Below are 24,003 nucleotides of genomic sequence, written 5' to 3' on the forward strand. Positions count from 1 at the left end.
CGCAATTTTGTTTTTAGAGTTTTAAGCTATAATTGCGCACTTAACTTACAAAGGATATTCATGCAAAATCTATTCAAGCTACAGCCTTATTTTTTTACCCTTTATACCTTGCTTATTGGAGTTTCTTTAGGTGCAATTCTAGCAAGCGGGGTTTTGAGCGCACCTACAATTTTTCGTGCTTCTAGCATTGTTCCAGAGTTAGAAATCTCTGTCTTCCAATCAGGAATCCTAATGACAAGTATTTTTGTAAAACTTAACATGCTGTTAAATATTTTGGCAATTTTCATTTTAGTGTATGAAATTTTATCTTTGCGTATTAGCGGAGCAAAAGTCGCTCCGCTCTTAGGCTTTATTAGTGTGATTTTGATTTTTCTTTTTACACTTTATTACACACCTTATATTGTAGAAGCCCAAAAATTAGGAGAAGATGGGATAGCAAATGCTGCTTTTGATGCGATGCACACACAATCTGTGCTTGTTTTTAAAATGCTAATGGCAAGCCTTTGTCTACTTTTTATTGTGCGTCTTTTAAAAATTAATAGCGGTTGCAAAGGTAAATAAAATCACAAAATTTACACGCATCACGCTTTGTAGCTAGGGAAAAATCCACTTCCCTTGCCTCATTTTTGATTGCTTTTAATTTTTCTTCTAGCATAGCAACTTTTGTATCCAAATCAACTTCTTCTATAATTTTTGCTTCATATAAATCATAGAATCCAGCTTTTATTGCATTGTTTGGATTTTGTGCTTTTGTCGCAAGATAGTAGATAGGAAGTTGAAAATCTGTGGATTTTTCATAGCTTTTTGCAGAATCGATTTTTAAAGAACGTTTGTATTTATAATCCAGCACAAAAAGCATATTTTCACGTCTATCAATCCTATCAATGCGCCCTTTTAGTGTAAAGCCCGCATAATTAAAAATAAAATCACTCTCAAATGCAACAGGAATCCAACCACCCTCAAAACGTTTTTTTTCAAAATCAAACACGTGTTTTAAATATTGTTTTGCCAACTCACTCTCAAAACGCTCCTTTGCGCTATTGCTTATATTTAAACGCAAACACAATTCTGCATACAAAGTCTTTGTATCAAAGTTTTTTGCACTGCTATACACTTCTTTTAAAGCTTCGTGGATTTTACTTCCCATATTCACTGCTTCTACTGCTTCAGATTTAAGCCCTAAAATATAGCGATAATAAAACTTGCGCTTACATGTTAAAAAACACTCTAAGCTTGTCGCACTAAAACTTTCAACATTTAAAGGTGCAAGGATTTGTTGCTCTTTATAATTTAACGCCTTGCCATTTAAAAAATATTCACTATAAACCAAACTTGTTTTTTGTGGTTTTTGCGCACCAAATATAGAATCCTCTAATAAAAAGCGTGAAGGCTTTGTTATATCATTATTCAAACATAGAATCCTAGATTCTTTTGCACCATTTAAAAGTTCTGCATAATAGTGTTTTTGTAAGTTTTCTCTATTTTTGCGCGTTGGCAAACCTACATTTTCTCGGATTTTTGTGTTTAAAAAAATATCTTTATCACTAATAGAAGGCACATTTCCTGCATTAAACTCTGGAATAATTACATAATCTAAACTTACCCCCCTTGTTTCTAATATCCCCATAACGCTAATACGCCCACCGCCAATATCGTCCAAACTCTGCTCTTTTAGCATTTCTAAAAACACCAAAATTTGCTCATATACTTCAAGGCTTTCCATATAAACTAGAGAAAATTTAAATTCTCCCAAAACCTCTAACACATTTTGACGCACATTAGCATTTTGATGTTCTAACTGAAGCATTAAAAACTCTTCAAAAGATTCAAAATTTGCAAAGCTTTCTTTGGATTCTACAATCTTTTGATACATCTCAAATGTGCTTAAATGTGTCCCCATTGCAAAGTTAAAATTCCTTGCTTTGTCAAAAAGTTTTAAATATTCTATAAAACTCTCATCAGGCAAAACAATACTAATTTGCTCTGGTTGCACACCTTGATTTAACCAAATATCAATTTGCGCAAAGATTCCGCCCACTTCCGCGATTCTATCTTGAAACTCTAAAATCTCTAAATTTTTTGCTTTTTGCGTAGCTTGGATAAAATCTACAATGCTAAATTTTTCTTGCTCTAGCAAAATAGAATATTCACCAAATTCCAAATCTAAATCGAAAAATTTTTGATAGTATTCTTGATTAAAAGTATCAATTTTGAGTTTAAGAGTCATAGGAATTTTTTGAGAAATACATTGAAAAATCTTTATCTCAAAACGTGTTAAAAATCCATCAACTTGCATAATTATGCGGTCAAATTCATTAAGTAATTCAAAAGTAATTGTATAATCTTGCAAAAAATATTGGTCAAAAAAATGATGCTTTGCAAGTAGCTTTTGGTAAGCATCAAATACCGCTTCTAGGACTTGCAAATGGTCATCATAAAATGCGTAAATATCAAGTTTTGATAAGGATTTAATCTCCACACATTCTGCACATAACTCATCATAAAATTTTAAGAAAAAACTAGAATTTTGTAAAAATTGTGTGAAGTTTTTTGCAAACTCGCCTAATTTTTGTGTATCTGTAAGACAAATAGCCTTATAAAGATAATATTGCCTTAAAAATTTTGGAATCTTGCGCTTTTTATCCACACGCAATATAAATTCCAAAAACTCTCCCACGCTCTTTGTAGGCGGCAAAAAACTTTCTGCATAATTTTGCACAAAAAAACGCTTCATAGAGCGCATACTAGAAAATAGATATAGGGATTCCACTATTTTAGTAAGTCTTTAGCCGCTTGCACAATATTTTCTACACTAAAACCAAAATGTTTAAAAAGTGCATCACCCTTTCCGCTTGCACCAAATCCTTGCATTCCAATCACTGCATCTGCAAAAGCATACCACTCAAGACCTCTACTTGCTTCAATAGCTATTACTTTACCACTTAATAAAGAATCCTTATAAGCCTTGTCTTGTCGCAAGAATAAATCATAACAAGGCACACTCACTACACGCGTAGTGATTCCTTCTTCTTCTAATGCTTGCGCGCTTTTAAGCGCAAGTTCAACTTCGCTTCCTGTTGCTAGCAGTGTAAGTTTTGCATTTGTGGAATCTTTTTTGAGATATGCACCTTTTAAAACTTCTTCCTTACTTACACTTTGTAGCAATGGTAAATTCTGACGACTAAGCACAAATGCGCTTGGAGCATTTAATTCTAATGCAGCTTGCCAACATGCAATATTTTCAAACCCATCACAAGGACGGAAAACATTTAAATTTGGCATTGCACGAAAATGGCTTAACTGCTCAATAGGCTGATGTGTCGCCCCATCTTCCCCCACACCAATACTATCATGCGTCCAAATATAAAACACTTTAGAGCGCATAAGGCTTGCCACACGCACACTAGAAGACATATAGTCGCTAAATACAAAAAAAGTTGCACAAAAAGGCAAAAATAATCCATAATTTGCTAATGCGTTGCTAATCGCTCCCATTGCGTGTTCTCGGATTCCAAAATGAAAATTTCTTCCTTTTGGAAAATCGCCTAAGCCTTTTAATTCTGTGTTATTTGATGGTGCTAAATCCGCACTTCCTCCAATAAATCCGGGCAATGCTTTGGCAATGGCATTTAAAATCATTCCATTGCTTACACGCGTTGCCATGGGTTTAGCCTCTTGTGCAAAATCTGGATACACAACATTCGAAAAATCTGGCTTTAACATTTGCTCTAAAAGTGCCTTTTTATCACTTTGTTCTAAAACCTTTTGCCAAGCATGATTTGCTAAAGCCCCAAGTTCTGCTGTATTTTTAAAGCGTAAAGCAGAAGTATTTGGGACAAAAAACTTTGCTTCTGGATTAAAGCCTAATTTTTCTTTAGAAACTGCAATCTCTTCTTCTCCTAAAGGTGCTCCATGCGCCTTATGAGAGCCACAAAGACTTTGTGAGCCTTTTGCAATCTGTGTTTTAGCAAGAATTAACACAGGTTTATTTGCTTGTTTTGCTTGTTCTAATGCGCTATCAATTTCTAAAAAATTATGCCCATCAATGCTTAAAACCTCCCAATTTTGCGCTTCAAAGCGTTGCTTAACATTCTCACTCCAAGCAACCTCGCATTCCCCTTCAATCGTAATATTATTAGAATCATAAATCAAAATAAGATTATCTAAATGATGATGCCCAGCAAGCGAACAAGCCTCATAAGAGATTCCTTCTTGCAAATCTCCATCGCCACATAAGCAATACACTTTATGATTGATTAAATCTTCACCTAATAAATGGCTAGCAAGCTTGCTAGCCATTGCAAAACCAACCGCATTTGCTACACCCTGCCCTAAAGGTCCTGTGGTAATCTCAACTCCGGGAGTATGTTTATACTCTGGGTGTCCGGGTGTTTTGGAATCTAATTTTCTAAAATGCTTTAAATCCTCTAAACTAATATCAAAACCCCATAAATGCAAAAGAGAATACACAAGCGCACTTGCATGCCCTCCACTAAAAACTACGCGGTCACGATTAATCCACTGCGGATTGTTAGGATTTACCTTAATATGGTAGCCTAGCACAACAGCAATATCTGCTAATCCCATTGGAGCACCCGGATGCCCACTATTTGCATTTTGCACCATATCCGCACACAAGAATCGCAAAGAATTTGCCATTAAAGTATATTCACCAAGTTCTTTTTCATCTAACATAGTCTTCCTTTGCTATTACAATCTTGCAATTTTATATTATCTAAGATAACCTAAAAAGTGGGATTCTATTACAAAATGCCTTAATTTAGAATCTTGCATACTTTCACACATCTTATATCTTGCTTACAAGTCTTACACCGAAATTTCTCACCTTTTTCAATACGCCTATGAATATCCGGTGGAACATCATGCAGTTTGCCAGAACAAGAGCAACCATAATAATACATTTCTTCAACAGGCTCAATTCCCCCTTCTATTGGTCCAGCATTTAGTCCTGCAATCATACTGCGGCGAAATTTCTCAATCTTCATATCCTCTTTTAAAATATGTTCCAAAAGCCATTTTTTAGCAACAATATGCAATTTTTCTTTCATCTCATTAACATTTTTTACATTTTTAATGAGTGTTACCAAGCTATTCGTGAGTTCGTTATGAATTTTCTTATGATTAGCTATATCTGGATAGCCAATTTTTTCCATATATTTTTCCTCATCATCAAAATGTTCTTTAATGTAACTACAAAACTCTGCTAAAACTTCACGAATCTCATCTGGCGTTACTTGATGATTTAACATAAAATATGCTTGTTTGGCTAACTCAAAAAGTTTTTTATGTTGTGCGTCAATAAGTGCATTATGCACACTATAAGAATCATTCCACTCAATCATCATCACTCCTTTAAATCAGCTGCCCAAATTTATTAATTTCTAACTTTCAAAAACTCGCCATACAAGTCTTCTAGTCTTTTTAATGCTTCTGCATACTCTCCGTCCTTTTGTGTTTGAGATTCTAGCAAATCTAATCTCTTTTTTAAATAAGTAAATAATTGATAAGAAACATCTGGAATCTTATCTAAGTCATCACTCATTCCCTTAACAATATTTCTAGCAGGGATTCCAACTGCGGTAGAATTTGGAGGAACAGGGCGAATCACAACAGAATTTGCTCCAATTTTAGAATGCTCCCCTACAATAATATTTCCAAGCACTTTTGCTCCAGCACCGATAATCACATAATCCCCAATAGTTGGGTGTCTTTTAACTCTCTCCAAACTCACACCACCCAAACTTACCCCCTGATAAATTATGACCTCATTTCCTATTTCTGCTGTTTCACCAATCACCACACCCACACCATGGTCAATAAATACGCGATGACCAATTTTACAAGCTGGGTGAATATCAATATTTGTTATCCATTGTGTAAAACCCATAAGCATTCTTGCTAGCACTCTAAAACCTTTTACATATAACTGATGTGCGATTCTATAATGCACAAGCGCAATTAACCCGGGATAATTAAAAAACAATTCTACCCTAGAATTAATCGCGGGATCTTTTTCTAAAATCACAGCAAAATCCTCTTTGATTGTAGAAAAGAGTGTTGTGGCATAAGTCAAGACAGCTCCCCTTCGCTTTTAAACACAGTTCTTAAATACCCATTCTCACTAAGCATTACATACAACTGCCCTAACACTTCTTTTTTAGCATCTTGTGAAATCTTTTCACTCTCATCAATTCTTTGTTTCAAACAACGTTCAATCTCTTTTGTGTCATAGTCTAAATCATCAAGAACATCTAAAACCGTCTGCGCTTCTAAAAGATTCTCAATTGTATAATTTCCATTCTCCTCATCAAATACAACGCTAAACTCTGTTGGGTGCGTAAAAAGATTATGCCGCATTCCAAGAACTTCTTGATAAGCTCCTACTAAAAAGAATCCTAAAAAATATTCCTCATTATTCACATCAATATCATGCAAAAATAAAGGTGCGTTTTTGTCAAAAGCAATTTCTCCATCACTATCGCATGTAATATCCCAAAGACTAGCACTTCTTGTTGGGCGTTTATTGAGTCTATCCAAAGGAATCACGGGAAAATTTTGTGATAATCCCCAATAATCTGGCAAACTCTGAAAAAAGCTACAATTTAACAAATACCTTTCTTGCACTTGCTCTTGGATTCTTATAATATCACTATGGTTTTTATGTTTTAAAATCTTAATTACTTTTTTAATAATCAAATACACCAAAACTTCTGTGTTGCTTCTATCTTGCAAATCAATATATCCCAAATCAAAAAGCGTAAGTAGTGATTCCATATGCTCTAAACTATCATGCAAATACTCAATGGCATAACGTTCATTGATTGTATTATACAAATCCAAAAGCTCTTCTACCAAAGGAGGATTCTTATCTTTTAAATGCAAGGCTTTTTCGTCATATTCTTGAGAAAATAGCTCTAGCACTGGAGAAATAAGCACTGCATGGCTTGCAGAAACATAACGTCCCGATTCTATAAAAATATCTGGCTCTGGTTCTTTCTTGTTTTTTGCAATTTCTTTTAGCGTAAAAACAACATTCCCACTAAACTCTGCTAATGTATAATTGCGATTCTGTGTATTTTCATGCTGCGCATATTCCACAGCTAACCCACCACCAATATTAACATTATTAAGATTCTTAGCTCCCATTTTACGTAATTCTGCATAGATATTTCCTGCTTCTCGTAATGCTTTTTTAAGGGGAGCAATATCGCTAATTTGGCTTCCGATATGAAAATGAATCATTGTAAATTTATCAAGCAATTTGTTTTTTTGCAAAAGAGAAATTGCCTCAACAAGCTCTGTTGCAGTCAATCCAAATTTAGAATTAATCCCACCACTTTTTGCCCAGATTCCAACCCCTGTGCTATGCAAGCGGATTCTCAGTCCAATATTTGGATAAGGTTTCCCAAGCGTCTTTGCAACTTCAATAATTGTTTCAAGCTCGTTTAAGCCCTCAATTGTTAGCGTAATATCATGCCCCATTTTCGCCGCAATAAAGCCTAGAGAAATCATCTCTTTATCTTTAAATCCATTCACGGTAATAGGAGCGTGGTCGTTTGTATAAGCCATTGCAATAATTAGTTCAGATTTACTTCCTGCTTCTAATCCATAGCAACGGTCTGTATTTTGGTCCATTAATGGCAAGATAAAATTTGGGTAATGATTAACTTTAATGGGAAAAACTGCCTTAAAACACCCTTTATAATGATGTTCCTTGATAGAAGATTCAAAGCTTGTAAAAATTTTCTCTACTTGTTTTTTTATCAAATGCGGAAAACGCATAAGCAAAGGTCCTCGATACCCATCTTCGCGCACTTCTTTGACAATATCAATAAGCGCAGGCTTGGACTTATAATTGACCTTTACTTGTCCATCTTCAATAATAAAATCATCTTTTCCCCAATAATTAATCCCATAATCCACCATATATACGCCTCTTTAAGCCTTAATATCTAATAGACTTTGCATCATAGAATCTGCTGTTTTGACACTCTGCGCATTTGCCTCTACGCTATTTTGTGCGGAAATTTGCTGTGTCATTTGGTCTGTTAGATTTACATTTGAAGTCTCTAAAGTCCCGCTTGTTACATTTGCACTCATTCCACTTTGCGCTACTGAAAACGCGTCATAACCATAACTTGGACTAACCATCATTTTTTATCCTTTTATCTAGTTTTTGCCTTAAAGACACTAAAACTATAACCAAAAAATAACTAAAAAAATCTAAAAATGGGGAGTAATTATTAAGAATTATAAATTTTTAAAAAATTTTGTGAAGTTTTAATGTGTAGCATAAAGCTTGAAGCACTTTCGCGCTTCAAGCTTTAAAATCTTAGCCCAAAAACTCGCGCTTAAAATATTCGCGTGAAGCTTTGCATAATGGACAAGCTCCGGGAGCTTTTTTGCCTCTGTGGATATGTCCGCAGATTTCACATACCCATACTTCTTCTTCACCACTTTCAAAGAATCCTTCTTCATCTAGCATTTGCTTAAGCTCTAAGTATTCTCTTTCGTGTTCGACTTCTACTTTACCAATTGCTGTAAAAAGTCTTGCAATATCTTTTTTGCCTTCTTCTTCAGCAATCTTTGCAAAATTTGGATACATTATTGTATGCTCGTAATTCTCACCTTCTGCTGCGCTAAGCAAGTTTTTAGCTGTGATTTCAAGCTCTTTGCCATCGACAATTTTATGATACGCTTTAAACTCTGCTCTTGCATGCCATTTCTCATTTTCTGCCGCTTCTCTAAAATGTCTAGCTACTGCATGCCAGCCTTCTTCTTGTGCTACATCAGCAAACAAATCATATTTGTTGCGTGCCATAGATTCTCCTGCAAACGCTTTCATTAGATTAACAGCAGTTAAGTCTTGTGTTGTGCAAACCATTGCTTCACCACAGCAGCTAAGTGTCCCACCACCAACATTTTGAACTTCAACTTCATTACCACATTTTTGGCACTTATATGTTTCGTATTGTCGCATTGAATGCTCCTTAGATTTAAGATTCTGTATTATAACATAGAATTATTAAATAATAAATATTATCAATAAAGATTTTTAATATTTTGATAGGATTAGAAGAGCAGAAAAGTCTCCAAGCCAAAAGGCTTGAATCACAAACTATAAAGATTATCTTGAACCTTTGAAATCGTGGATTACTGCGACATTTCCTGCAATATCACTTAAAATCGCGCAAGCACTCTCTGTGGCACTCCCCATAGCGCAAGCTACCATTGTTGTTACTCCAGAGACGATTCCAGCAGCATAGATTCCATCTTTAATCACATTACGCGCACCCACTTCTAAGCAGATTTTGCCGGGCTTTGGCATAAGTGTATGGGGCTTTACAAAACTTTCTAATCCTTTAATATTACACGCATTAGCACCTGTTGCTACAATAACATAATCCGCTTTTTCAGAAAATCCCGTGCCATTTACCATAAAATTTCCTTTTTCTCCGCTAATCTCTGTCACCTCACCTGCAATAAAATTAACTTTTGCAAGCTTTTGTAATTGCTCTTTTGTAGAATCAATAATCTCTTCTCCATTGATTCCTGCTTTAAACAACGGCACATTATACACATCAGCCTTATATAAATCCGCTTCTTTGCCACCTTTTTCAATAATAGCTAGCTCAAAGCTAAGCTCCCCTTTAATCGCACTTGCAAGCACTAATGCCGCGCTTAATCCCGCGATTGAACCACCGATAATTACTACTTTTTTTGTTGTCATATTTTTCCTTTTTAATTAAGATTATTAAAAATCTGCTCCACTACAAATTTCGGATTCTGTGCTTTATAAATCGGACGTCCTACGACAATAAAATCACTCTTCGCAGCTTTTGCGTCTTCTAATGTCGCCACGCGTTTTTGGTCTCCTCTACTCTCACCAAAAGGACGAATCGCAGGAGTAAGCGTCAAAAAATCATCACCAAGTTGCGTTTTTATTGCTAAGGATTCCGCACAAGAACACACCACACCATTGACACCACATTCCTTAGCCATTTTGGCAAACTCTAGCACCTGCGCTTCAAGGCTAGTGTGGTAAATCTCAAAGAATCCTTTTTCATCAAAGCTTGTCAGTGCAGTAACTGCCATCACCAAAGGCGGATTTGGAATCGCTTTTAAGCGCGCCATGACTTCACGCATTGCTTCTTTTCCAGCACTTGCATGGAGGGTTAGCATATCCACATTAAGCCCAGCGATAGATTCCACACTATCACCCATTGTGTTTGGAATATCATAAAGCTTTAAATCTAAAAAGATTTTAAATAAAGGATTGATTGCTTTAATTGCATTTAAAAAAGGCGCACCATCGCGGATAAAACTTCTCAAACCCACTTTTACCCACACTTGCTGCATATCTTTTAGAGATTCTAAAAGCTCCAGATTCTCTTTTTTGCTTGGCAAATCTAGCGCAACACAAAGTTTCATTTCTCTGCCTTTTTAAATGTGGAATCTTTTTTGTTTTTGAAGTTTGATTGTTTGAAATTGCTTTTTCTTGAATTTTTAAAGCTTTTAGATTCTTTGTTTTTAAAATCCTTAGCACCTTTTTTCTTTATGTTATTATCACGCTTTGTGGAATCTTTTTTTGCACTTTCTGCATTTCCTACATTTTGCGATTCTTTTTGTTCTTTCTGCTGTTGTTCTTTTTGTTTTTGTGCTTCTTCTAGGGCTTCTTTTATGGATTCTACACTAAGTGTCGCATTTTTTGCGATTCCATCTAAGATTCCATTTATAAACTTTGTAGAAGCTTCATTGCTAAAATTTTTTGTAATCTCTAAAGCCTCGTTAATCACAATGGCTTTATCTGTTTTACTAAAGAGAATCTCATACACTCCTAAGCGTAAAATTGCGCGTTCCATATCGCCAATGCGCTCAAAATCCCAATTTTTGATTTGGTGTTTAATGCGCAAATCAATTTCTTCTAAATGCTCCAAAACACCATTAAATAGTGCTTTTGCAAATTCACTTTGCGCATTTTTAATCTTTTGTTCGCTTAAAATCTCTTCTATAAAATTTGTGATTCCGTCATTTCCGCTTCCATAAGCATACAAAAGTTGTGCAACAACCTCGCGCGCTTGCGTGCGTGTCGCCATTTATACACCAAGCTTTCTATAAAGATTAATCAACTCAATAAGCCCAATCATCGACTCAAAACCTTTATTTCCTGCTTTCGTGCCTGCGCGCTCAATGGCTTGCTCAATGCTATCTGTCGTTAGCACACCAAAAGTTACTGCCGCTCCATAGCGCACTGTTACATTGGCGATTCCTTTTGTTGCTTCGGCACTCACATAATCAAAATGCGGTGTAGAGCCACGAATAATTGCGCCCAAACAACACACACCATCAAAATCACCTTGCGCTAAAACTTTTTCTAACACGAAAGGAATCTCAAAAGCACCCGGAACTAAAATATGCGAGAGATTCTCATCTCTACCACCATGACGCAAAAAACAATCCCTAGCACCCTCTACTAATCTATCAGTGATTAAATGATTAAAGCGACTTGAAAGTATTGCGATTTTCTCATCGCCCATTAAAGACAAACTTCCTTCAATAACTTGCATAATTATCCTTTGTTAAGAATTGTATCAATTTCTAAAATTTGATTGACTAAATCTAAAAAAATCTGCGGGGTTAGCATATTTGGACCATCACTTAAAGCATTTTTAGGATTACTATGCACCTCAGCAAACAATCCATCAATCCCGACTGCCGCTGCTGCGCGCGCTAAAAGTGGGGCAAATTTACTATCACCGCCGCTTTTGCCTTTTAAGCCACCTGGCATTTGCACAGCATGCGTTGCATCAAAAATCACCGGAGCAAACTCGCGCATAATCGCTAATGCACGCATATCCACGACTAAATTTCCATAACCAAAACTACTGCCGCGCTCTGTTAGGCAAATTTTATGTGCTTTTGCGCTTTCAAATTCTACGCTCTCTACATTTGGATTCCGCGTTTTCAAAGCTTTTAAAACAGAATATTGCATATCTTGGGGGCTCATAAACTGCCCTTTTTTGATATTTAGCATTGCTTTTGTCTGGGCTGCTGCGACAATCAAATCTGTTTGCCTGCATAAAAATGCTGGAATCTGTATAATATCCACCACTTCTGCTACGGGTTTGGCTTGATAGCACTCGTGAATATCTGTAAGTAGTTTATAACCAAATTTTTTTTTGATAAGTGCTAAAGATTCCAAACCCTTCTCTAAACCCGGTCCGCGATAAGACTCTAAACTCGTGCGATTTGCCTTATCAAAACTTGATTTAAAATAAAAATCAATGTTAGGATTTTTCGCTAATGGCTTTAAGGATTCCGCAATTTTTTCTAAAATCTCTTGATGTTCTATAACACAAGGTCCTGCAATAATAATCATCTCTAACCTTTTAATAAATTAAATTCATGCATTTTAAAATCATAATTATACACCTCTCCGCTCTCAATAATATAATGCCAACCATAAATCTTAAGTGTGCGTGCAAGATATTTTTCTTTGACTTTTGGATAAGTAAAAAGATTAACAATTTGTTTTTCGATATTAATCTGTTCTGTCAAATACGCACGCATTGCACTATCCTTTGGCTTTAGTGCCAAAACTTGCTCTTTTACCGAAGAAATTAACTTTAGCCAATTTTTAACATTTGGCATACTTTCAAAATGCCCCTCTTCATACAATGCAGCGCAACCCCCACAATGAGAATGCCCGCAAATAATAATATTCTCAACCTTTAATTCTTCTAACGCGTATTCAATCGCGGAAGTTGTCGCTAAATATTCATCAGTCGCTCGATAAGGGGGAACAATATTTGCGATATTACGCACAACAAAAAGTTCTCCGGGTAAAGTGTTTGTGATTAGATTTGGCACGACACGAGAATCCGCACAACCCACAAAAAGCGTGTGGGGATTCTGCCCTTCTTTTAAATTTTCAAAAAGCTCTTTATAGGCTAAAAAATTTTCCTCTTTGAACTTTATTGCCCCTTCAAAGAGTAAATCTATTGTATTTTGTGCATTTTGTGATTCTAACTTTTCTTGCATTATCACTCTTTTTTAAGGTTTTGGTTTGGCAATATCACCAATCACGCCTGATAAATCCTCTCCAATACTATATACATACAAATCCACACGGCGATTTTTCGCACGCAATGCAGGAATATCATTGTTTGCAATCGGAGAAAACTCACCTTCTCCCCCACCTAAAATACGATTTTTCTCTAAACCTTGTTTAATGATTAAATCCGCAACATTAACACCACGTGCGACTGAAAGCTCTAAATTATCTTCAAAAATAGCCCCTTTTCGTATCGGCACATTATCTGTATGTCCGATTGCTTTTACAAGCACTGCTTTTGGCATTCTCAAAAGTTCCAAAGTCAAACGCTTTAAAAATGCGATTCCGCTAGGGTTAGTAAGCTCTGCACTTCCAGAAGCGAAAAGTAACTCTTCTGGAATCCTAATAATCACACCCCTTTCTGCCTCTTCAAGCTCTACACTAGGACCATTAGATATGCGATTAACTTCATTATAATCTGTAATCAAACTTCCAAAAATATTCACAACATTATCCATTTCCACTTCTGTTTCAATCGGCGTTGCTTTAATAGGTGCTGGAGGATTAATTTGACTTTGAGAACCTTTTTCAAGCACAGCAAGAGAACCTTCTAGCGAACCCACTGCTTGCGCGATTCTTTGTGTATCAAAAGTCGCCATAGAAAGCAGCAAAATAAAGAAAGTTAAAATAAGTGTAACCATATCCCCATAAGTCCCAAGCCATAATGGAACACCTTGCGGACAATCACAAGCTGGACATTTTTTCTGTTTTGCCACTTTATCCCTTTTATAAATCCAAAATTTTAGGATTATAGCCTATATTTAGTTATAATGCCATTTATTTTTAAATTTTGTGAGGGAATTTTGCACGCAATCATTGATTTTATCGTAGAGTCTGTCAGTGCTTTTGGATACTTTGGAATCTTTTTTATGATGTTTTTAGAAAGCAGCTTTATCCCTTTTCCTAGTGAAGTTGTGATGATTCCAGCGGGATTTTTGGCTCATCAAGGAGAAATGAATTTCTTTATTGCGATTCTTTATGGAATCTTAGGCTCACTTGGTGGCGCGCTTTTAAACTATTATTTAGCACTTTATTTTGGACGAGAATTACTCATAAAATGGGGCAAATATTTCTTTTTTGATGAAAAAACAATGGTAAAAATGGAAACTTTTTTTGACAAACACGGACACATTTCTACATTTAGCGGACGCTTGATTCCAGTGGTTAGACAATACATTTCACTTCCAGCAGGGCTTGGTAAAATGCATTTAGCATTATTTTGTTTTTATACAAGTTTGGGTGCTGGAATCTGGGTGATTATTCTAACGACATTAGGCTATTTTTTAGGACAGAATGAAGAGATTTTAAAAGAGTATTTGCATAGTATTACTATTGCGCTTGTTATTCTTGTGTGTATTGGAATCTGCATCTATATTTACCTATGGCGCAAAAGACAAAAAGTTAGGAATTCATAGAATTAATATTTTGGTTACACAAAAAATGCTAGAGAAATAAACGCCAAATTGGATTGTTTTATGTGATTTTGAGTTAAGTTTCTAGTTGTAATTTGGAATCAAGTATGGGGTGGGCGATGGGAATCGAACCCACGACCCTCAGGACCACAATCTGATGCTCTAACCGACTGAGCTACGCCCACCATTAAAAAATGAAAGGAGATGGTCGGGGCGAAAGGATTCGAACCTTCGACCCCTTGGTCCCAAACCAAGTGCGCTAACCAGACTGCGCTACGCCCCGACTAAAAAAGAAACGCAATTATACTTTTTTCATCTCTCTTTGTCAAGGCTAATCCCCTAATTTCTTTTGTTTTGTAATCATAGAAAATTAGTGCTTGTTAGTATTTATTTAAGTAATAAGTATTGCTTAGTGGTTTTTAGTAATTAATCCAAATTAGGAATTAAAGAAAATACTCTAAATCTGTATTATTAAAATCCCAACAACTTCAAAAACTTTTTGTTGGTTGGATTTGGAAAATTGAGAAAAGTGCATAGAAATTTCCTAGCTCAATTATAAATTTTCCTCAAAAAAATTTTTTAATCTTGTATAAATTTCTTTATTTCTTGCCTCTATGTCTTTTTTAAGCCACTTGTTTTTATTGATAATATTACCCATTTTTTGAGCTTCTTTAAAGCCAGATGAGCGATAAGTTTCTTGTTTTTTGGCTAGCAAATTATCTGCGGATTTAATATTTAATTGCTTTTCTAAGAGCATTTTATTGCCAATTTGCTCTAAATATTCTTTATGTTCAGTCTCATTCCAGTCGTCAGAACAAGCATTTTGCCAAGCTTTTGGTAAAATGTGCTCTACTTCAGCATTTAAAGCACAAAAATGATATTGTTTTGACTTATCATTTTTCCAATCCCATTCTCTTTGCTGTTTTATATCAAATAAATACGCATACAAAAGAAGCAAATATTTGATATTCTTTGTTTGTGTTATTGAGCAAAACTTTAAAAACTCTTCATAAGAAAGCCATTTCAGGTTATGCTGGAATACAATATTCTTATCTTTATGTATTTCTACATTAGTTTTGTAGAGCGTAGTTTTTAAAGAAGAGGTTGTGCCTCTACCATTGACAAGAGAAACACTTATAAATGTAATGAGTCTAGGAAAAAGTTTATCAAATATATTCTCATCAATTTTTAATTCTTCTTTATTTTTATCTCTAAATTCCCAAATACACATACTCACAGGTATTTTCCAATAATCATTTTGATACTTATTTAATACATCAAAATATTTTTGAGAAATTTCAGAAAGATGAGTATAAGGATTTAGCCAAAAATCAGCAAGTTGCTTAATAAAAATAAAAGTTTCTTTAGAGATAAGAATCTGATGAATATTTTTATCTTTGTAAAATTCTTTTTTAATTTTTCCCATTAAAAAATCCAAGGTGCTTGGCGTAGTGGTATCATAATCACCATTTTTTGCTCGTAGAATGTGCATATATTGGGTAAAAAGAAAATCTAAAGATTTTAAATGCTCAGATGATTTAACTTTTGATTCTAATTTTTTCCATTCATTTGCAAAATATTCTTGTTCTTTTTCCGCTGTATGACTAAAAATTTCCCCCTTAATAATATCAGAATCAGACAGAGGTATACCACGATTATTCAGTGTATTAAATATCCTTAATGCATTGTCGCGACTATCACATTCAATGGGCAAAACGATACATTCATTTAAAATTTTTAAGCAAAAATCTTCCCATATTTGAGGCTGATTTTTTGCATATTCATCAGATTTGAGGATAAAATATAGAAAGTTCTTCTCATAATTTGATCTGGATTTTTTAATTTTAATTCTAATATCATTTTCATTTTTGGGAATATCATATTTATCACTTAAGATTAATCTTAAAAGTTCATTGTCAGAATCTATAGCCACCTTGCTTTCAAGACGCAACATATTGTAGTCAACTTTTCTAGTTTTTTTGTCTTGTATCCATAGACAACTTTCTAAATCATCAGAAATTCTCCCTATATCTTTCTTTTGTTGATGCGCTTTTTGATATAAAGCCCGAATCAAAAGACTAAGTGTTGTTGTTCTCTGTTGTCCATCAATAATATTTTTTTGTCCATTGTCATCATACATTACAATCGTCCCCAAAAAATACTCATCATCTTCTGTATTTTCCGTATTTTCTGTAAATTCAACAATATCATTCCAAAGCTGTTCACACTCTTCTTTATCCCAAGTGTAAGGTCTTTGATACATTGGAATTAAAAATTTATTTTTTGATAGATATTCCAATACGCTTTTACGTTCAGTTTTCATTTCTGCCATTCCCCACTCCTTTTATTTTTTAAATTTCAAAATTAACTTTATTATTTTATCAAAAAATCAATGAGTTAGGTTTAAGATTCTGTATTGTTTTTTGAACAAATTATTATTTAGTTTATTATATTTGCAATCGTGAGAAACTAATATGCGATAAACAAATACAAATTCTATTTTAGGGTTTCGATGATTCTTGAGCTAAAGTTCAAAATAGTAAGTCGGCGTATTTTTCAAATAAGCCCATTCTTACCCCATTTAGTCTATAATACTTAAAGTCACACCCAACAACAAAACGAGCCTTAAGGAGCTACAATGATAAATGTAATTTTTGATATGGATGGGACATTGCTTGATAGTGAAGATTGCATTTGTGCAGCAGTTGCAGAGATTCGCCGTGATAAAAACCTCCCACCACTCCCAAAGGAGACAATACAGCACGCTATCCACACACCCGGAATCAATTGCGCACAGGTTTTTTATGGCATTGATAATTTCTCTCACAAAAGCTATAAAGTCGGCTTTGAATCGTATTTCAAAAAGCATTATGAGCAAAGCGCAAAGCTGTTTGAAGGTGTGCGTGAAATGCTCCAAACTTGCAAAGTAAGAAACTATTTTCTAGCCCTTGCTTCTAATGCTCCTCATAATGGACTCGAGCCGATTCTGCAAAAGCATGGAATCGCACAATATTTTGATTGTATCATCGGCACAAATCCAAATATGGAATCCAAACCCAATCCTATGATGATTGATTATATCTTACAAAATGCTCCTTTTACTCAAAGTGTCTTTGTTGGGAATTGTGCCAAAGATGAGGGTGCTGCGGCAAATGCCAAAATCCCTTATTTAGAAGCTAAATGGGACAGTGATGAAAAAACGCTTAAAGACAATGAATTTTGCACAGCAAAAGAACTTCTAGCCAAGCTTCAAGCCTATGAGCCTAGATTTTAGGTATTGCGAAAATATTAGGGCTTTATAAACTAAATTTACTTTTGATGTTTTGGTGCAGTTTTATTGTTTCCTAACTTATTAATAGTTAAAATCTTAAAGATTAATAACTTCAAAAGGAGCACATTATGAAACTTTACAAAAGGGTATTTTTTGCTTTCAATCAAGATTTTTTAAGCCTAATTAGCAAAATCGTATTGAGCTTAACCTTGACATTCACTTTAACAAACGCTCAAAACCAAACTTCCCCAATCCCAGAGGTTGATGATAAGCTTATTGAAACTATGCTTCCGCATTTGATTTATGGATTTAAATGCAATCAACAAATGATAGGAACTCCTCCAGATTTTGACCCAAGTGTTTTTTGGGCAAAAGACCAAGACAAAATCGATGCACAAACAATTTCTAACAAAATGCGTTATGTTCGTTTCGCAGGTAGGATTTTAACAGGGGGTATTTATGATTCTAAAGCAGGAGCTTATGTAAGTGCAGATAAAGAATTTATGTATTATTTAAAAAATAATAATTTAGTAGTGCAAAGTATCTGCGATAAACAACAATTTACCTTAAGTAATTATGATAAGGAAAGCGATATGTTTCATATCAAGCTTAGAAATAAACCCGATAAAGAAGTAGCTATCGTGATAAATGTCGCAGATTCTATGAGGGATTATGTGCTTGCTTTTAAAGAGATTGCCCCTTATGTTGCTAAACATATTCTCAAAGATGAGGAAAAAGAAGTTTTTTCTAAAATCACATTAGTAAGTTTTAATGCTTATGATGTCAGGGATTTTGATGATGCAATTGATGCAGAAGATTTTATCCAAAATGCAAAAACCTTAAAAACAAAAGACGCCCCAAGCGAAATGATAAATTTTGCGCTAATTAAAGCAATGAGCCATTTTACAAAAGATAATGGACTAAAAAAAGAAATCTATCTAATTGCTGATAAAGCAGCTGAAACCTCTAGCACCCAAAGAATGCTTGAACTTACGAAAAACCTTAATAAAAATATTGTCTTTAATAGTGGAGGTTCGAAGGAAAATTGGGTAAAGATTCATACCTTTTCTTTAAAGGAGAATATACCATTTTTGCAAAATCTTGCTCAAGAAACAGAGGGGAATTTTTATGCGCCAGATAGTGTTTATGCGTTTAAAAAAGAACTTTTAAAGCTTAGCAATGATGGCAAAGATGTCAATCCCAAAGAAATAGGCAATGAGATTATTCCTGCTAAAACGCATAAAATCTATGACCCTGATGACCCTAATCCAACAAGGTAGTGATTTAAGATTATTGATTCTATCGCAAAACTTTTAAAGCATTTTTTACATTTAGTGGAGTAAAATCCCTTGATATAAATTTTAAGGAGGAAATATGAGAGAAGTGCAATATGAGCAGATTAAATCCGCTGTTGCGAAGCTTGCTATTGATGCTTGTTGTATCCAAACACCAGACATCAAACACGCTTTTGCAGGTGCGAAAAAAACCGAACAATCAGCATTAGGGCAAAATATCCTTGATACATTGATTGAGAATGGCAAAATCGCAGAAACTAATATGATGCCAATTTGTCAAGACACAGGAATGGCTGTTGTGTTTGTCGAGATTGGGCAAGATGTGCATATCGTGGGAGGCTATCTTGAAGATGCGATTAATGAGGGGATTAAAAAAGGCTACACAGAGGGTTATTTGCGTAAATCAGTCGTTGAAGAGCCGCTCTATGAGCGCAAAAACACAACCAACAATTCACCCGCAGTAATTCACACACGCATTGTAAAGGGTGATAAATTGCACCTCAAAGTTTGCCCAAAAGGCTTTGGAAGCGAAAATAAAAGCATTCTTAAAATGCTTGTCCCAGCAGATGGAATCGATGGGGTGAAAAAGGTCTTTACCGAAGCAGTCAAACTTGCAGGACCAAATGCTTGCCCTCCAATGGTGATTGGCGTAGGAATCGGCGGAACAATGGAAAAAGCAGCAATCCTTGCTAAACAAGCAGCGGTTAGAGAGATTGATTCTAAAAATCCCGACCCCCGTTATGCCAAGCTTGAAGAAGAGCTATTAGAAATTGCAAACAAAACAGGTGTTGGACCACAAGGATTGGGCGGGACAACTACAGCATTCACTGTGAATGTAGAGTGGTATCCAACCCACATTGCAGGGCTTCCTGTGGCAGTGAATATTAATTGCCACGCGGCACGACACGCTGATATTGAGCTTTAGGAGGGAAAAATGTCAGAACCAAAAAAAATTACAGCTCCTTTGAGTAAAGAAACAGCAAAAAGCCTAAAGGCTGGGGAGAGTGTGCTTATTAGCGGGACGATTCTATGTGCGCGTGATGCGGCACACAAAGCACTTACTGAAGCACTAGCACGAGGCGAAAAACTCCCTGTGGATTTGAGTGGTGAGACGATTTATTATCTAGGACCTACACCTGCAAAGCCCGGAAACGCGATTGGTTCAGCAGGACCTACAACAAGCGGGAGAATGGACAAATATACCCCGACAATTATCGAACAAGGAATCCACGGAATGATTGGCAAAGGCTATCGCAGCAAAGAGGTAATAGATTCTATGATTAAGCACGGCGTGGTGTATATGGTTGCAGTTGGCGGTGCAGCGGCGTTGATTTCTAAATGTATCACTAAATATGAAGTTTTGGCATATCCCGAGCTTGGACCTGAAGCGGTGGCAAGACTTACGATTGAAAACTTCCCTGCAATTGTCGCAATTGACGCACAAGGCAATAATTATTATGAGGTTGGGCAAGCTCCTTATAAGAAAATATAGTTTGGGAGATTTATAGCGAGACTTTGGCTGCTTTTGGCTTGTAGATTCCACAAGAGGGAATCTATAGGCTTATTACCTGAAATTTATGGCATTGCTTTATCATGTCTTTTCATAATTCAACCTTGAAATACAAAATTTTTTAATTTTGCTTCTCTTATTTCTTTACACTTAATATGTTGAAACCAATTAGACAAACCACTAATTTGGTCTTTTGTAAGGTGATATCGTCTCTTTAAATATGTTAATAAACTATTAATATAGTTTATTCCTTCTTCATTTGTGTATTGCAAGGCTTTTTTCATTTTATAATGATAAGCATAACAGGTCAAAAGATTTTCCAGACAAAATTTTTTAAATTTTTTTTGGACAACCATAAGATTACAAATGTGTTTCATCGCTTCTTGGGATATATTACCATTTTTTAGATATTCTTGATAATAAGATTGTAAGCTAGGATATGAAACATTAATAAAATCTAATTCTTTCAAAATTTCTTCTCTTAAGAGTAAATAGGTTAGAGCTAGAGATTTTTTATTTTGCTCTTGTTGTTTGGTAATTAAATGAGAGGAAGCGTGAATACCTTGACTGTCTTTTGTAAAATTCACAAGGAGAGAGGTGGTAAAATCTGGCACAGAACTCAAATCAGTTTGACTATACTGCATCGCACATTGTGTTCCTGCCATAAAGGTTTTGCCATCCTCATTGACCAAAAAATAAGCTTTTCCTGAAGTTAGTTTTTTTCTTCCACAAAAAGACTCGGTATCTGGCTCTACAAAATCTTTTTTAATTGCTTTCATTTTATATCTAATATTATTCATTATTGCATCTCCATAATTTTAGTTTTAGATTATAGATTTTTACACTAAAAATCAATTTCAGATTTTAGTTTGCTTGTGTTAGCTGAGGAATCTTTATCTTTGATTTCCCAAAATTCACCACTATTTCAACAACTGACTATGGCTTCCTACTCGTGCTAGATTTAGAATCAAAATCTGCTCAAACTTCTCATATATTAGTGGCTTAATATGATACTCTCTAAAGCCTGCATACTCGCCTTGAAGCTTATGGTCTTTATATCTTTTCTCTAATGCCTCATCATTTTCTAGTTTTATAACCACTTCATCAACCCCTGTCCTATCATCAACACCGAGCTTCTTATACTCTTTGATAAAGACTTTGGAATAAGCAATCTTATATTTTGCCATTATCTATGGCTTTCACAAAGTCTTTATGGCTATCAAATACATTCAATGTGCCATTTTTGTAGTTTTTTAGTAATTCTTCTCGCTCTTTTAGTAAAGACTTTGATAGCTTAGGTTTTTCTACTCTACATTTTGCATTCATTGCTTTTGTTAGGGCTTTTAGTGCCGGGAGGAATTCATCTTTGACATTTTCTATAATAAGTGTCATTTATTCTCCTTAATTTATCTTATACGATTATAACATAAATAGCGCATCTTAGTTTTTCTCATCTATGATTGCTATCTCCTCATTTATGAGACTATAAAGTTTATAGACTAAATTATCAATTTCAGATTCTAGTTCGCTTGTGTTGGTTGTGGAATCTTTGGCTTTGGCTCTCAAGATTTTATCTACCAAAGCAATAATAGAATCTGCGGTTTTTTGGTTTTTAGAATCTATTTTTACAATCGGGAGTTTTTCTATAAACTGCTTTATCCACCAAATAACTCACTATGACTACCTACTTCAATGCAGGTTAAAACTAAAATGTCCTTTTGGAGTTGATAGATTAAAAGTAAATTCGGTCTTATGTGGCATTCCCTAAAGCCTTTCAATTCGCCTTTAAGCTTATGGTCTTTGTGTTTTTGTTCTAAAGTTTGATTGTTTGCGAGTTTATATACAATATCATCAAGTAAGATTCTGTCATTTAGTGCAAGTTTTTTGCGTTGCTTTTTATATTTTGCCGAAGTGTGGATTTCAAACATTTAAGAATCCATAGCCTTTTTGTAGCTCTCAAAATCCTTAAACTTTTCTACCTTGCCTTGCCTCACTTCTTTGATTGTTTGTTTGAGAGATTCACTTATTTTTTTATCTTGTTGAATCTTTAGCTTTGCCCCCGATGCCTTAGCCATATTTTTAAAAGCTTTGATTAAATCTTCATTGGCATTTTCCACACTTAAGTTTATCGTCATATTCTCTCCTTTAATCTAACTATTGCACAAAACATAGAAATTATAGCATTATTTGGATTCTATTGATTTTATCTCTTCATTTGTAAGATTGTAGAGTTTATACACTAAACTATCAATTTCAGATTCTAGGTTGCTTGTGTTGGCGGTGGAATCTTTGGCTTTGATTGATGGAATCTTATCTACTAAAGCAATAATAGAATCTGTGGTTTTCACTTACGATTTTTAATATTTCCTAGTTTTACAAGAGAAGCAATGATTGCGGGAAGCAGTGAAAGCCACGCATTAGGTTTATCCTCTATAACAAGATAAGCAAATATAACCAAACTCCCGACAATAAAAATAAATGCGCCTAAAGCTCCCAATCCTTGCAAAGCATAGAACCAACGACTATCACTCGCTCTATTTTTCTGTTCTTGTTTCTCTAATTCAATAATTTCTTTATCCTATTTGCATTTTGTGTTCGGCGGTTTTTTCTAGTAAATTCATTGCTCGTTCTGCTAAAGGTTCAGGTAATTTACCTATGGCATTAAGCTCGTTTTCCATAAAAATATTGTTTTGGATATTGAGTTGGTTTTGTGGATTTGTGTTGTTAGAATGACTATTTTTTACAGGTTTTTTATTCATTTTTCAAGACTTATTCTTTGTTTTTGATGATTTGCGTTGATTTGCTTGTAAGCTTGTATTTGCTTTTGTTGAATCTCTTTTGCAATCTCTCCATATTTTTTGGGCGCAGTTGGTGAGGGTGTAGCAGAAAAAGCGTTTGTGTATCCCTCTGCAAATCCATCAATACAAGTATTTCTATCAGAATCTTTTTTGTAAAGATTGTAAAGTAAAAAGCCAACACCAGCAGTTAAAATGCCAAATAACAACCACTTTGATTCTTTCATTTCTCTACCTTATATTTTTGTATTCTAACATAATGATAATAAATTTTTAGCTTGTTTTGATGATTTTAATCTCATCATCTGTGAGATTATAAAGTTTATACACTAAATTATCAATTTCAGATTCTAGTTCGCTTATGTTAGTTGCGGAATCTTTGGCTTTGATTGATAGAATCTTATCAACTAAAGCAATAATAGAATCTGCGGTTTTTTGGTTTTTAGAATCTATTTTTACAATCGGGAGTTTTTCTATAAATTGTTTTATCCAACGAAACGCACCCTCACCCAAGCTTGAAGCAATTTATTGCATATAAAAATAAATGAGCCTAGAATTTAGCAAGGCACAAAGATATTTATCATC

Annotated in this window: 29 protein-coding genes, 2 tRNA genes and 3 pseudogenes; 6 read left to right on the forward strand and 28 right to left on the reverse strand. The window is 34.8% G+C overall.

Annotated elements, in window-relative coordinates; all coding sequences use genetic code 11:
• Positions 1–60 precede the first annotated feature (60 nt).
• Positions 61–561, forward strand: coding sequence for a DUF4149 domain-containing protein (locus LS70_RS05710; protein WP_034286998.1), 501 nt, complete (start codon positions 61–63; stop codon positions 559–561).
• Here LS70_RS05710 and LS70_RS05715 read toward each other — a convergent pair.
• The 14 genes from LS70_RS05715 to LS70_RS05780 all read right to left on the reverse strand — a co-directional run bounded on the left by LS70_RS05715 (position 536) and on the right by LS70_RS05780 (position 13,851).
• Positions 536–2,734: a PD-(D/E)XK nuclease family protein gene (locus LS70_RS05715; protein ID WP_236096445.1), complete on the reverse strand. Its 2,199-nt coding sequence runs from the start codon at positions 2,732–2,734 to the stop codon at positions 536–538. The two genes, LS70_RS05710 and LS70_RS05715, sit on opposite strands and share 26 nt — an antisense overlap.
• A gap of 35 nt (positions 2,735–2,769) precedes the next feature.
• A complete protein-coding gene (gene tkt, locus LS70_RS05720) occupies positions 2,770–4,695 on the reverse strand; it encodes a transketolase (RefSeq protein WP_034286995.1) in 1,926 nt (641 codons plus the stop codon).
• Positions 4,696–4,775: 80 nt separating this feature from the next.
• Positions 4,776–5,366, reverse strand: coding sequence for a bacteriohemerythrin (locus LS70_RS05725; protein ID WP_034286994.1), 591 nt, complete (start codon positions 5,364–5,366; stop codon positions 4,776–4,778).
• Positions 5,367–5,395: 29 nt separating this feature from the next.
• Positions 5,396–6,094, reverse strand: a complete 699-nt coding sequence (cysE, locus tag LS70_RS05730) for a serine O-acetyltransferase (protein ID WP_034286992.1) — start codon at positions 6,092–6,094, stop codon at positions 5,396–5,398.
• Positions 6,091–7,947 carry an arginine decarboxylase gene (gene speA, locus LS70_RS05735; RefSeq protein ID WP_034286991.1) on the reverse strand — a complete coding sequence of 619 codons (1,857 nt, stop codon included), beginning with the start codon at positions 7,945–7,947 and terminating at the stop codon, positions 6,091–6,093. Before speA ends, cysE begins: the two co-directional genes overlap by 4 nt.
• A 12-nt stretch (positions 7,948–7,959) precedes the next feature.
• The gene (locus tag LS70_RS05740; protein WP_034286989.1) at positions 7,960–8,175 is read right to left on the reverse strand and encodes a flagellar basal body rod C-terminal domain-containing protein; all 216 of its coding nucleotides are present in this window, start codon (positions 8,173–8,175) and stop codon (positions 7,960–7,962) included.
• Positions 8,176–8,353: 178 nt separating this feature from the next.
• Complete coding sequence (locus tag LS70_RS05745; protein ID WP_034286987.1) at positions 8,354–9,001, reverse strand: ferritin family protein; 648 nt, start codon at positions 8,999–9,001, stop codon at positions 8,354–8,356.
• A 147-nt stretch (positions 9,002–9,148) separates the two neighbouring features.
• The gene (locus LS70_RS05750; RefSeq protein ID WP_034286986.1) at positions 9,149–9,751 is read right to left on the reverse strand and encodes an FAD-dependent oxidoreductase; all 603 of its coding nucleotides are present in this window, start codon (positions 9,749–9,751) and stop codon (positions 9,149–9,151) included.
• 11 nt (positions 9,752–9,762) lie between these two features.
• Entirely contained in the window at positions 9,763–10,452 is a 690-nt protein-coding gene (pyrF, locus tag LS70_RS05755) for an orotidine-5'-phosphate decarboxylase (RefSeq protein WP_034286985.1), read from the reverse strand.
• Positions 10,449–11,117, reverse strand: coding sequence for a transcription antitermination factor NusB (gene nusB, locus LS70_RS10385; RefSeq protein ID WP_081949658.1), 669 nt, complete (start codon positions 11,115–11,117; stop codon positions 10,449–10,451). Before nusB ends, pyrF begins: the two co-directional genes overlap by 4 nt.
• Positions 11,118–11,588 (reverse strand): 6,7-dimethyl-8-ribityllumazine synthase, encoded by a 471-nt coding sequence (gene ribH / locus LS70_RS05765; RefSeq protein ID WP_034286984.1) that lies wholly within the window; start codon positions 11,586–11,588, stop codon positions 11,118–11,120.
• A 2-nt stretch (positions 11,589–11,590) separates the two neighbouring features.
• Complete coding sequence (gene kdsA, locus LS70_RS05770) at positions 11,591–12,400, reverse strand: 3-deoxy-8-phosphooctulonate synthase (protein ID WP_138109375.1); 810 nt, start codon at positions 12,398–12,400, stop codon at positions 11,591–11,593.
• Between the two features lie 2 nt (positions 12,401–12,402).
• The gene (locus tag LS70_RS05775; RefSeq protein WP_052083249.1) at positions 12,403–13,062 is read right to left on the reverse strand and encodes a carbonic anhydrase; all 660 of its coding nucleotides are present in this window, start codon (positions 13,060–13,062) and stop codon (positions 12,403–12,405) included.
• Positions 13,063–13,074: 12 nt separating this feature from the next.
• Positions 13,075–13,851, reverse strand: a complete 777-nt coding sequence (locus LS70_RS05780) for an OmpA/MotB family protein (RefSeq protein ID WP_034286981.1) — start codon at positions 13,849–13,851, stop codon at positions 13,075–13,077.
• A gap of 87 nt (positions 13,852–13,938) precedes the next feature.
• On the opposite strand from LS70_RS05780, the gene LS70_RS05785 reads away from it, so the two are divergent.
• On the forward strand, positions 13,939–14,550 hold the full coding sequence (locus LS70_RS05785) for a DedA family protein (protein ID WP_034288860.1): 612 nt from the start codon (positions 13,939–13,941) through the stop codon (positions 14,548–14,550).
• A gap of 105 nt (positions 14,551–14,655) precedes the next feature.
• Here LS70_RS05785 and LS70_RS05790 read toward each other — a convergent pair.
• The 3 genes from LS70_RS05790 to LS70_RS05800 all read right to left on the reverse strand — a co-directional run bounded on the left by LS70_RS05790 (position 14,656) and on the right by LS70_RS05800 (position 16,879).
• Positions 14,656–14,732: transfer RNA gene (locus LS70_RS05790), tRNA-His, on the reverse strand.
• Between the two features lie 20 nt (positions 14,733–14,752).
• A tRNA-Pro gene (locus LS70_RS05795) sits at positions 14,753–14,830 on the reverse strand.
• 270 nt (positions 14,831–15,100) lie between these two features.
• Positions 15,101–16,879, reverse strand: coding sequence for a DUF262 domain-containing protein (locus LS70_RS05800; RefSeq protein ID WP_034286980.1), 1,779 nt, complete (start codon positions 16,877–16,879; stop codon positions 15,101–15,103).
• Between the two features lie 306 nt (positions 16,880–17,185).
• Between LS70_RS05800 and LS70_RS05805 the strand changes: the two genes are divergently transcribed.
• The 4 genes from LS70_RS05805 (at position 17,186) to LS70_RS05820 (ending at position 20,605) form a co-directional block, all read left to right on the forward strand.
• Positions 17,186–17,821 (forward strand): HAD family hydrolase, encoded by a 636-nt coding sequence (locus LS70_RS05805; protein ID WP_138109376.1) that lies wholly within the window; start codon positions 17,186–17,188, stop codon positions 17,819–17,821.
• A 125-nt stretch (positions 17,822–17,946) separates the two neighbouring features.
• A complete protein-coding gene (locus LS70_RS05810) occupies positions 17,947–19,098 on the forward strand; it encodes a hypothetical protein (RefSeq protein WP_034286979.1) in 1,152 nt (383 codons plus the stop codon).
• A gap of 94 nt (positions 19,099–19,192) precedes the next feature.
• Positions 19,193–20,038 (forward strand): fumarate hydratase, encoded by an 846-nt coding sequence (locus LS70_RS05815; protein ID WP_034286977.1) that lies wholly within the window; start codon positions 19,193–19,195, stop codon positions 20,036–20,038.
• Between the two features lie 9 nt (positions 20,039–20,047).
• Positions 20,048–20,605 (forward strand): Fe-S-containing hydro-lyase, encoded by a 558-nt coding sequence (locus LS70_RS05820; protein ID WP_034286976.1) that lies wholly within the window; start codon positions 20,048–20,050, stop codon positions 20,603–20,605.
• Positions 20,606–20,721: 116 nt separating this feature from the next.
• Here the strand turns inward: LS70_RS05820 and LS70_RS05825 are convergent, their stop codons facing one another.
• From LS70_RS05825 to LS70_RS05870, 11 genes and pseudogenes are all read right to left on the reverse strand, one after another.
• Positions 20,722–21,423: a hypothetical protein gene (locus LS70_RS05825; RefSeq protein ID WP_034286975.1), complete on the reverse strand. Its 702-nt coding sequence runs from the start codon at positions 21,421–21,423 to the stop codon at positions 20,722–20,724.
• Positions 21,424–21,543: 120 nt separating this feature from the next.
• A complete protein-coding gene (locus LS70_RS05830) occupies positions 21,544–21,810 on the reverse strand; it encodes a type II toxin-antitoxin system YafQ family toxin (RefSeq protein ID WP_034286974.1) in 267 nt (88 codons plus the stop codon).
• Positions 21,797–22,015 carry a hypothetical protein gene (locus tag LS70_RS05835; RefSeq protein ID WP_034286973.1) on the reverse strand — a complete coding sequence of 73 codons (219 nt, stop codon included), beginning with the start codon at positions 22,013–22,015 and terminating at the stop codon, positions 21,797–21,799. The genes LS70_RS05830 and LS70_RS05835 overlap by 14 nt, the downstream gene beginning before the upstream one ends.
• 48 nt (positions 22,016–22,063) lie before the next feature.
• Positions 22,064–22,285: pseudogene (locus LS70_RS10430) on the reverse strand (hypothetical protein); the annotation flags it as partial.
• The gene (locus tag LS70_RS05845) at positions 22,279–22,551 is read right to left on the reverse strand and encodes a type II toxin-antitoxin system RelE/ParE family toxin (protein ID WP_034286969.1); all 273 of its coding nucleotides are present in this window, start codon (positions 22,549–22,551) and stop codon (positions 22,279–22,281) included. The pseudogene LS70_RS10430 and the gene LS70_RS05845, both read right to left, overlap by 7 nt.
• Positions 22,552–22,758, reverse strand: coding sequence for a hypothetical protein (locus LS70_RS05850; RefSeq protein ID WP_034286967.1), 207 nt, complete (start codon positions 22,756–22,758; stop codon positions 22,552–22,554). It lies immediately after the preceding gene.
• A gap of 48 nt (positions 22,759–22,806) precedes the next feature.
• Positions 22,807–22,965, reverse strand: a pseudogene (locus LS70_RS05855) (class I SAM-dependent DNA methyltransferase); the annotation flags it as partial.
• A 2-nt stretch (positions 22,966–22,967) separates the two neighbouring features.
• Entirely contained in the window at positions 22,968–23,129 is a 162-nt protein-coding gene (locus LS70_RS09945) for a hypothetical protein (RefSeq protein ID WP_161594704.1), read from the reverse strand.
• A 67-nt stretch (positions 23,130–23,196) separates the two neighbouring features.
• The gene (locus LS70_RS05860; RefSeq protein WP_034286966.1) at positions 23,197–23,382 is read right to left on the reverse strand and encodes a hypothetical protein; all 186 of its coding nucleotides are present in this window, start codon (positions 23,380–23,382) and stop codon (positions 23,197–23,199) included.
• Complete coding sequence (locus tag LS70_RS05865) at positions 23,379–23,645, reverse strand: hypothetical protein (RefSeq protein WP_034286963.1); 267 nt, start codon at positions 23,643–23,645, stop codon at positions 23,379–23,381. Before LS70_RS05865 ends, LS70_RS05860 begins: the two co-directional genes overlap by 4 nt.
• A gap of 46 nt (positions 23,646–23,691) precedes the next feature.
• Positions 23,692–24,003: pseudogene (locus tag LS70_RS05870) on the reverse strand (TaqI-like C-terminal specificity domain-containing protein); the annotation flags it as partial.

Source organism: Helicobacter sp. MIT 11-5569 (genome assembly GCF_000765695.2).
GTDB lineage: Bacteria > Campylobacterota > Campylobacteria > Campylobacterales > Helicobacteraceae > Helicobacter_D.

Bases quoted from the DNA above. Each gene is read 5' to 3' on its own strand.
- LS70_RS05710 (WP_034286998.1), top strand. From the start codon at position 61: ATGCAAAATCTATTCAAGCTACAGCCTTATTTTTTTACCCTTTATACC.
- LS70_RS05715 (WP_236096445.1), bottom strand. From the start codon at position 2,734: ATGAAGCGTTTTTTTGTGCAAAATTATGCAGAAAGTTTTTTGCCGCCT.
- tkt (WP_034286995.1), bottom strand. From the start codon at position 4,695: ATGTTAGATGAAAAAGAACTTGGTGAATATACTTTAATGGCAAATTCT.
- LS70_RS05725 (WP_034286994.1), bottom strand. From the start codon at position 5,366: ATGATGATTGAGTGGAATGATTCTTATAGTGTGCATAATGCACTTATT.
- speA (WP_034286991.1), bottom strand. From the start codon at position 7,947: ATGGTGGATTATGGGATTAATTATTGGGGAAAAGATGATTTTATTATT.
- LS70_RS05740 (WP_034286989.1), bottom strand. From the start codon at position 8,175: ATGATGGTTAGTCCAAGTTATGGTTATGACGCGTTTTCAGTAGCGCAA.
- LS70_RS05745 (WP_034286987.1), bottom strand. From the start codon at position 9,001: ATGCGACAATACGAAACATATAAGTGCCAAAAATGTGGTAATGAAGTT.
- LS70_RS05750 (WP_034286986.1), bottom strand. From the start codon at position 9,751: ATGACAACAAAAAAAGTAGTAATTATCGGTGGTTCAATCGCGGGATTA.
- pyrF (WP_034286985.1), bottom strand. From the start codon at position 10,452: ATGAAACTTTGTGTTGCGCTAGATTTGCCAAGCAAAAAAGAGAATCTG.
- nusB (WP_081949658.1), bottom strand. From the start codon at position 11,117: ATGGCGACACGCACGCAAGCGCGCGAGGTTGTTGCACAACTTTTGTAT.
- ribH (WP_034286984.1), bottom strand. From the start codon at position 11,588: ATGCAAGTTATTGAAGGAAGTTTGTCTTTAATGGGCGATGAGAAAATC.
- kdsA (WP_138109375.1), bottom strand. From the start codon at position 12,400: ATGATTATTATTGCAGGACCTTGTGTTATAGAACATCAAGAGATTTTA.
- LS70_RS05775 (WP_052083249.1), bottom strand. From the start codon at position 13,062: ATGCAAGAAAAGTTAGAATCACAAAATGCACAAAATACAATAGATTTA.
- LS70_RS05800 (WP_034286980.1), bottom strand. From the start codon at position 16,879: ATGGCAGAAATGAAAACTGAACGTAAAAGCGTATTGGAATATCTATCA.
- LS70_RS05805 (WP_138109376.1), top strand. From the start codon at position 17,186: ATGATAAATGTAATTTTTGATATGGATGGGACATTGCTTGATAGTGAA.
- LS70_RS05810 (WP_034286979.1), top strand. From the start codon at position 17,947: ATGAAACTTTACAAAAGGGTATTTTTTGCTTTCAATCAAGATTTTTTA.
- LS70_RS05815 (WP_034286977.1), top strand. From the start codon at position 19,193: ATGAGAGAAGTGCAATATGAGCAGATTAAATCCGCTGTTGCGAAGCTT.
- LS70_RS05820 (WP_034286976.1), top strand. From the start codon at position 20,048: ATGTCAGAACCAAAAAAAATTACAGCTCCTTTGAGTAAAGAAACAGCA.
- LS70_RS05825 (WP_034286975.1), bottom strand. From the start codon at position 21,423: ATGAATAATATTAGATATAAAATGAAAGCAATTAAAAAAGATTTTGTA.
- LS70_RS05830 (WP_034286974.1), bottom strand. From the start codon at position 21,810: ATGGCAAAATATAAGATTGCTTATTCCAAAGTCTTTATCAAAGAGTAT.
- LS70_RS05835 (WP_034286973.1), bottom strand. From the start codon at position 22,015: ATGACACTTATTATAGAAAATGTCAAAGATGAATTCCTCCCGGCACTA.
- LS70_RS05845 (WP_034286969.1), bottom strand. From the start codon at position 22,551: ATGTTTGAAATCCACACTTCGGCAAAATATAAAAAGCAACGCAAAAAA.
- LS70_RS05850 (WP_034286967.1), bottom strand. From the start codon at position 22,758: ATGACGATAAACTTAAGTGTGGAAAATGCCAATGAAGATTTAATCAAA.
- LS70_RS05860 (WP_034286966.1), bottom strand. From the start codon at position 23,382: ATGAATAAAAAACCTGTAAAAAATAGTCATTCTAACAACACAAATCCA.
- LS70_RS05865 (WP_034286963.1), bottom strand. From the start codon at position 23,645: ATGAAAGAATCAAAGTGGTTGTTATTTGGCATTTTAACTGCTGGTGTT.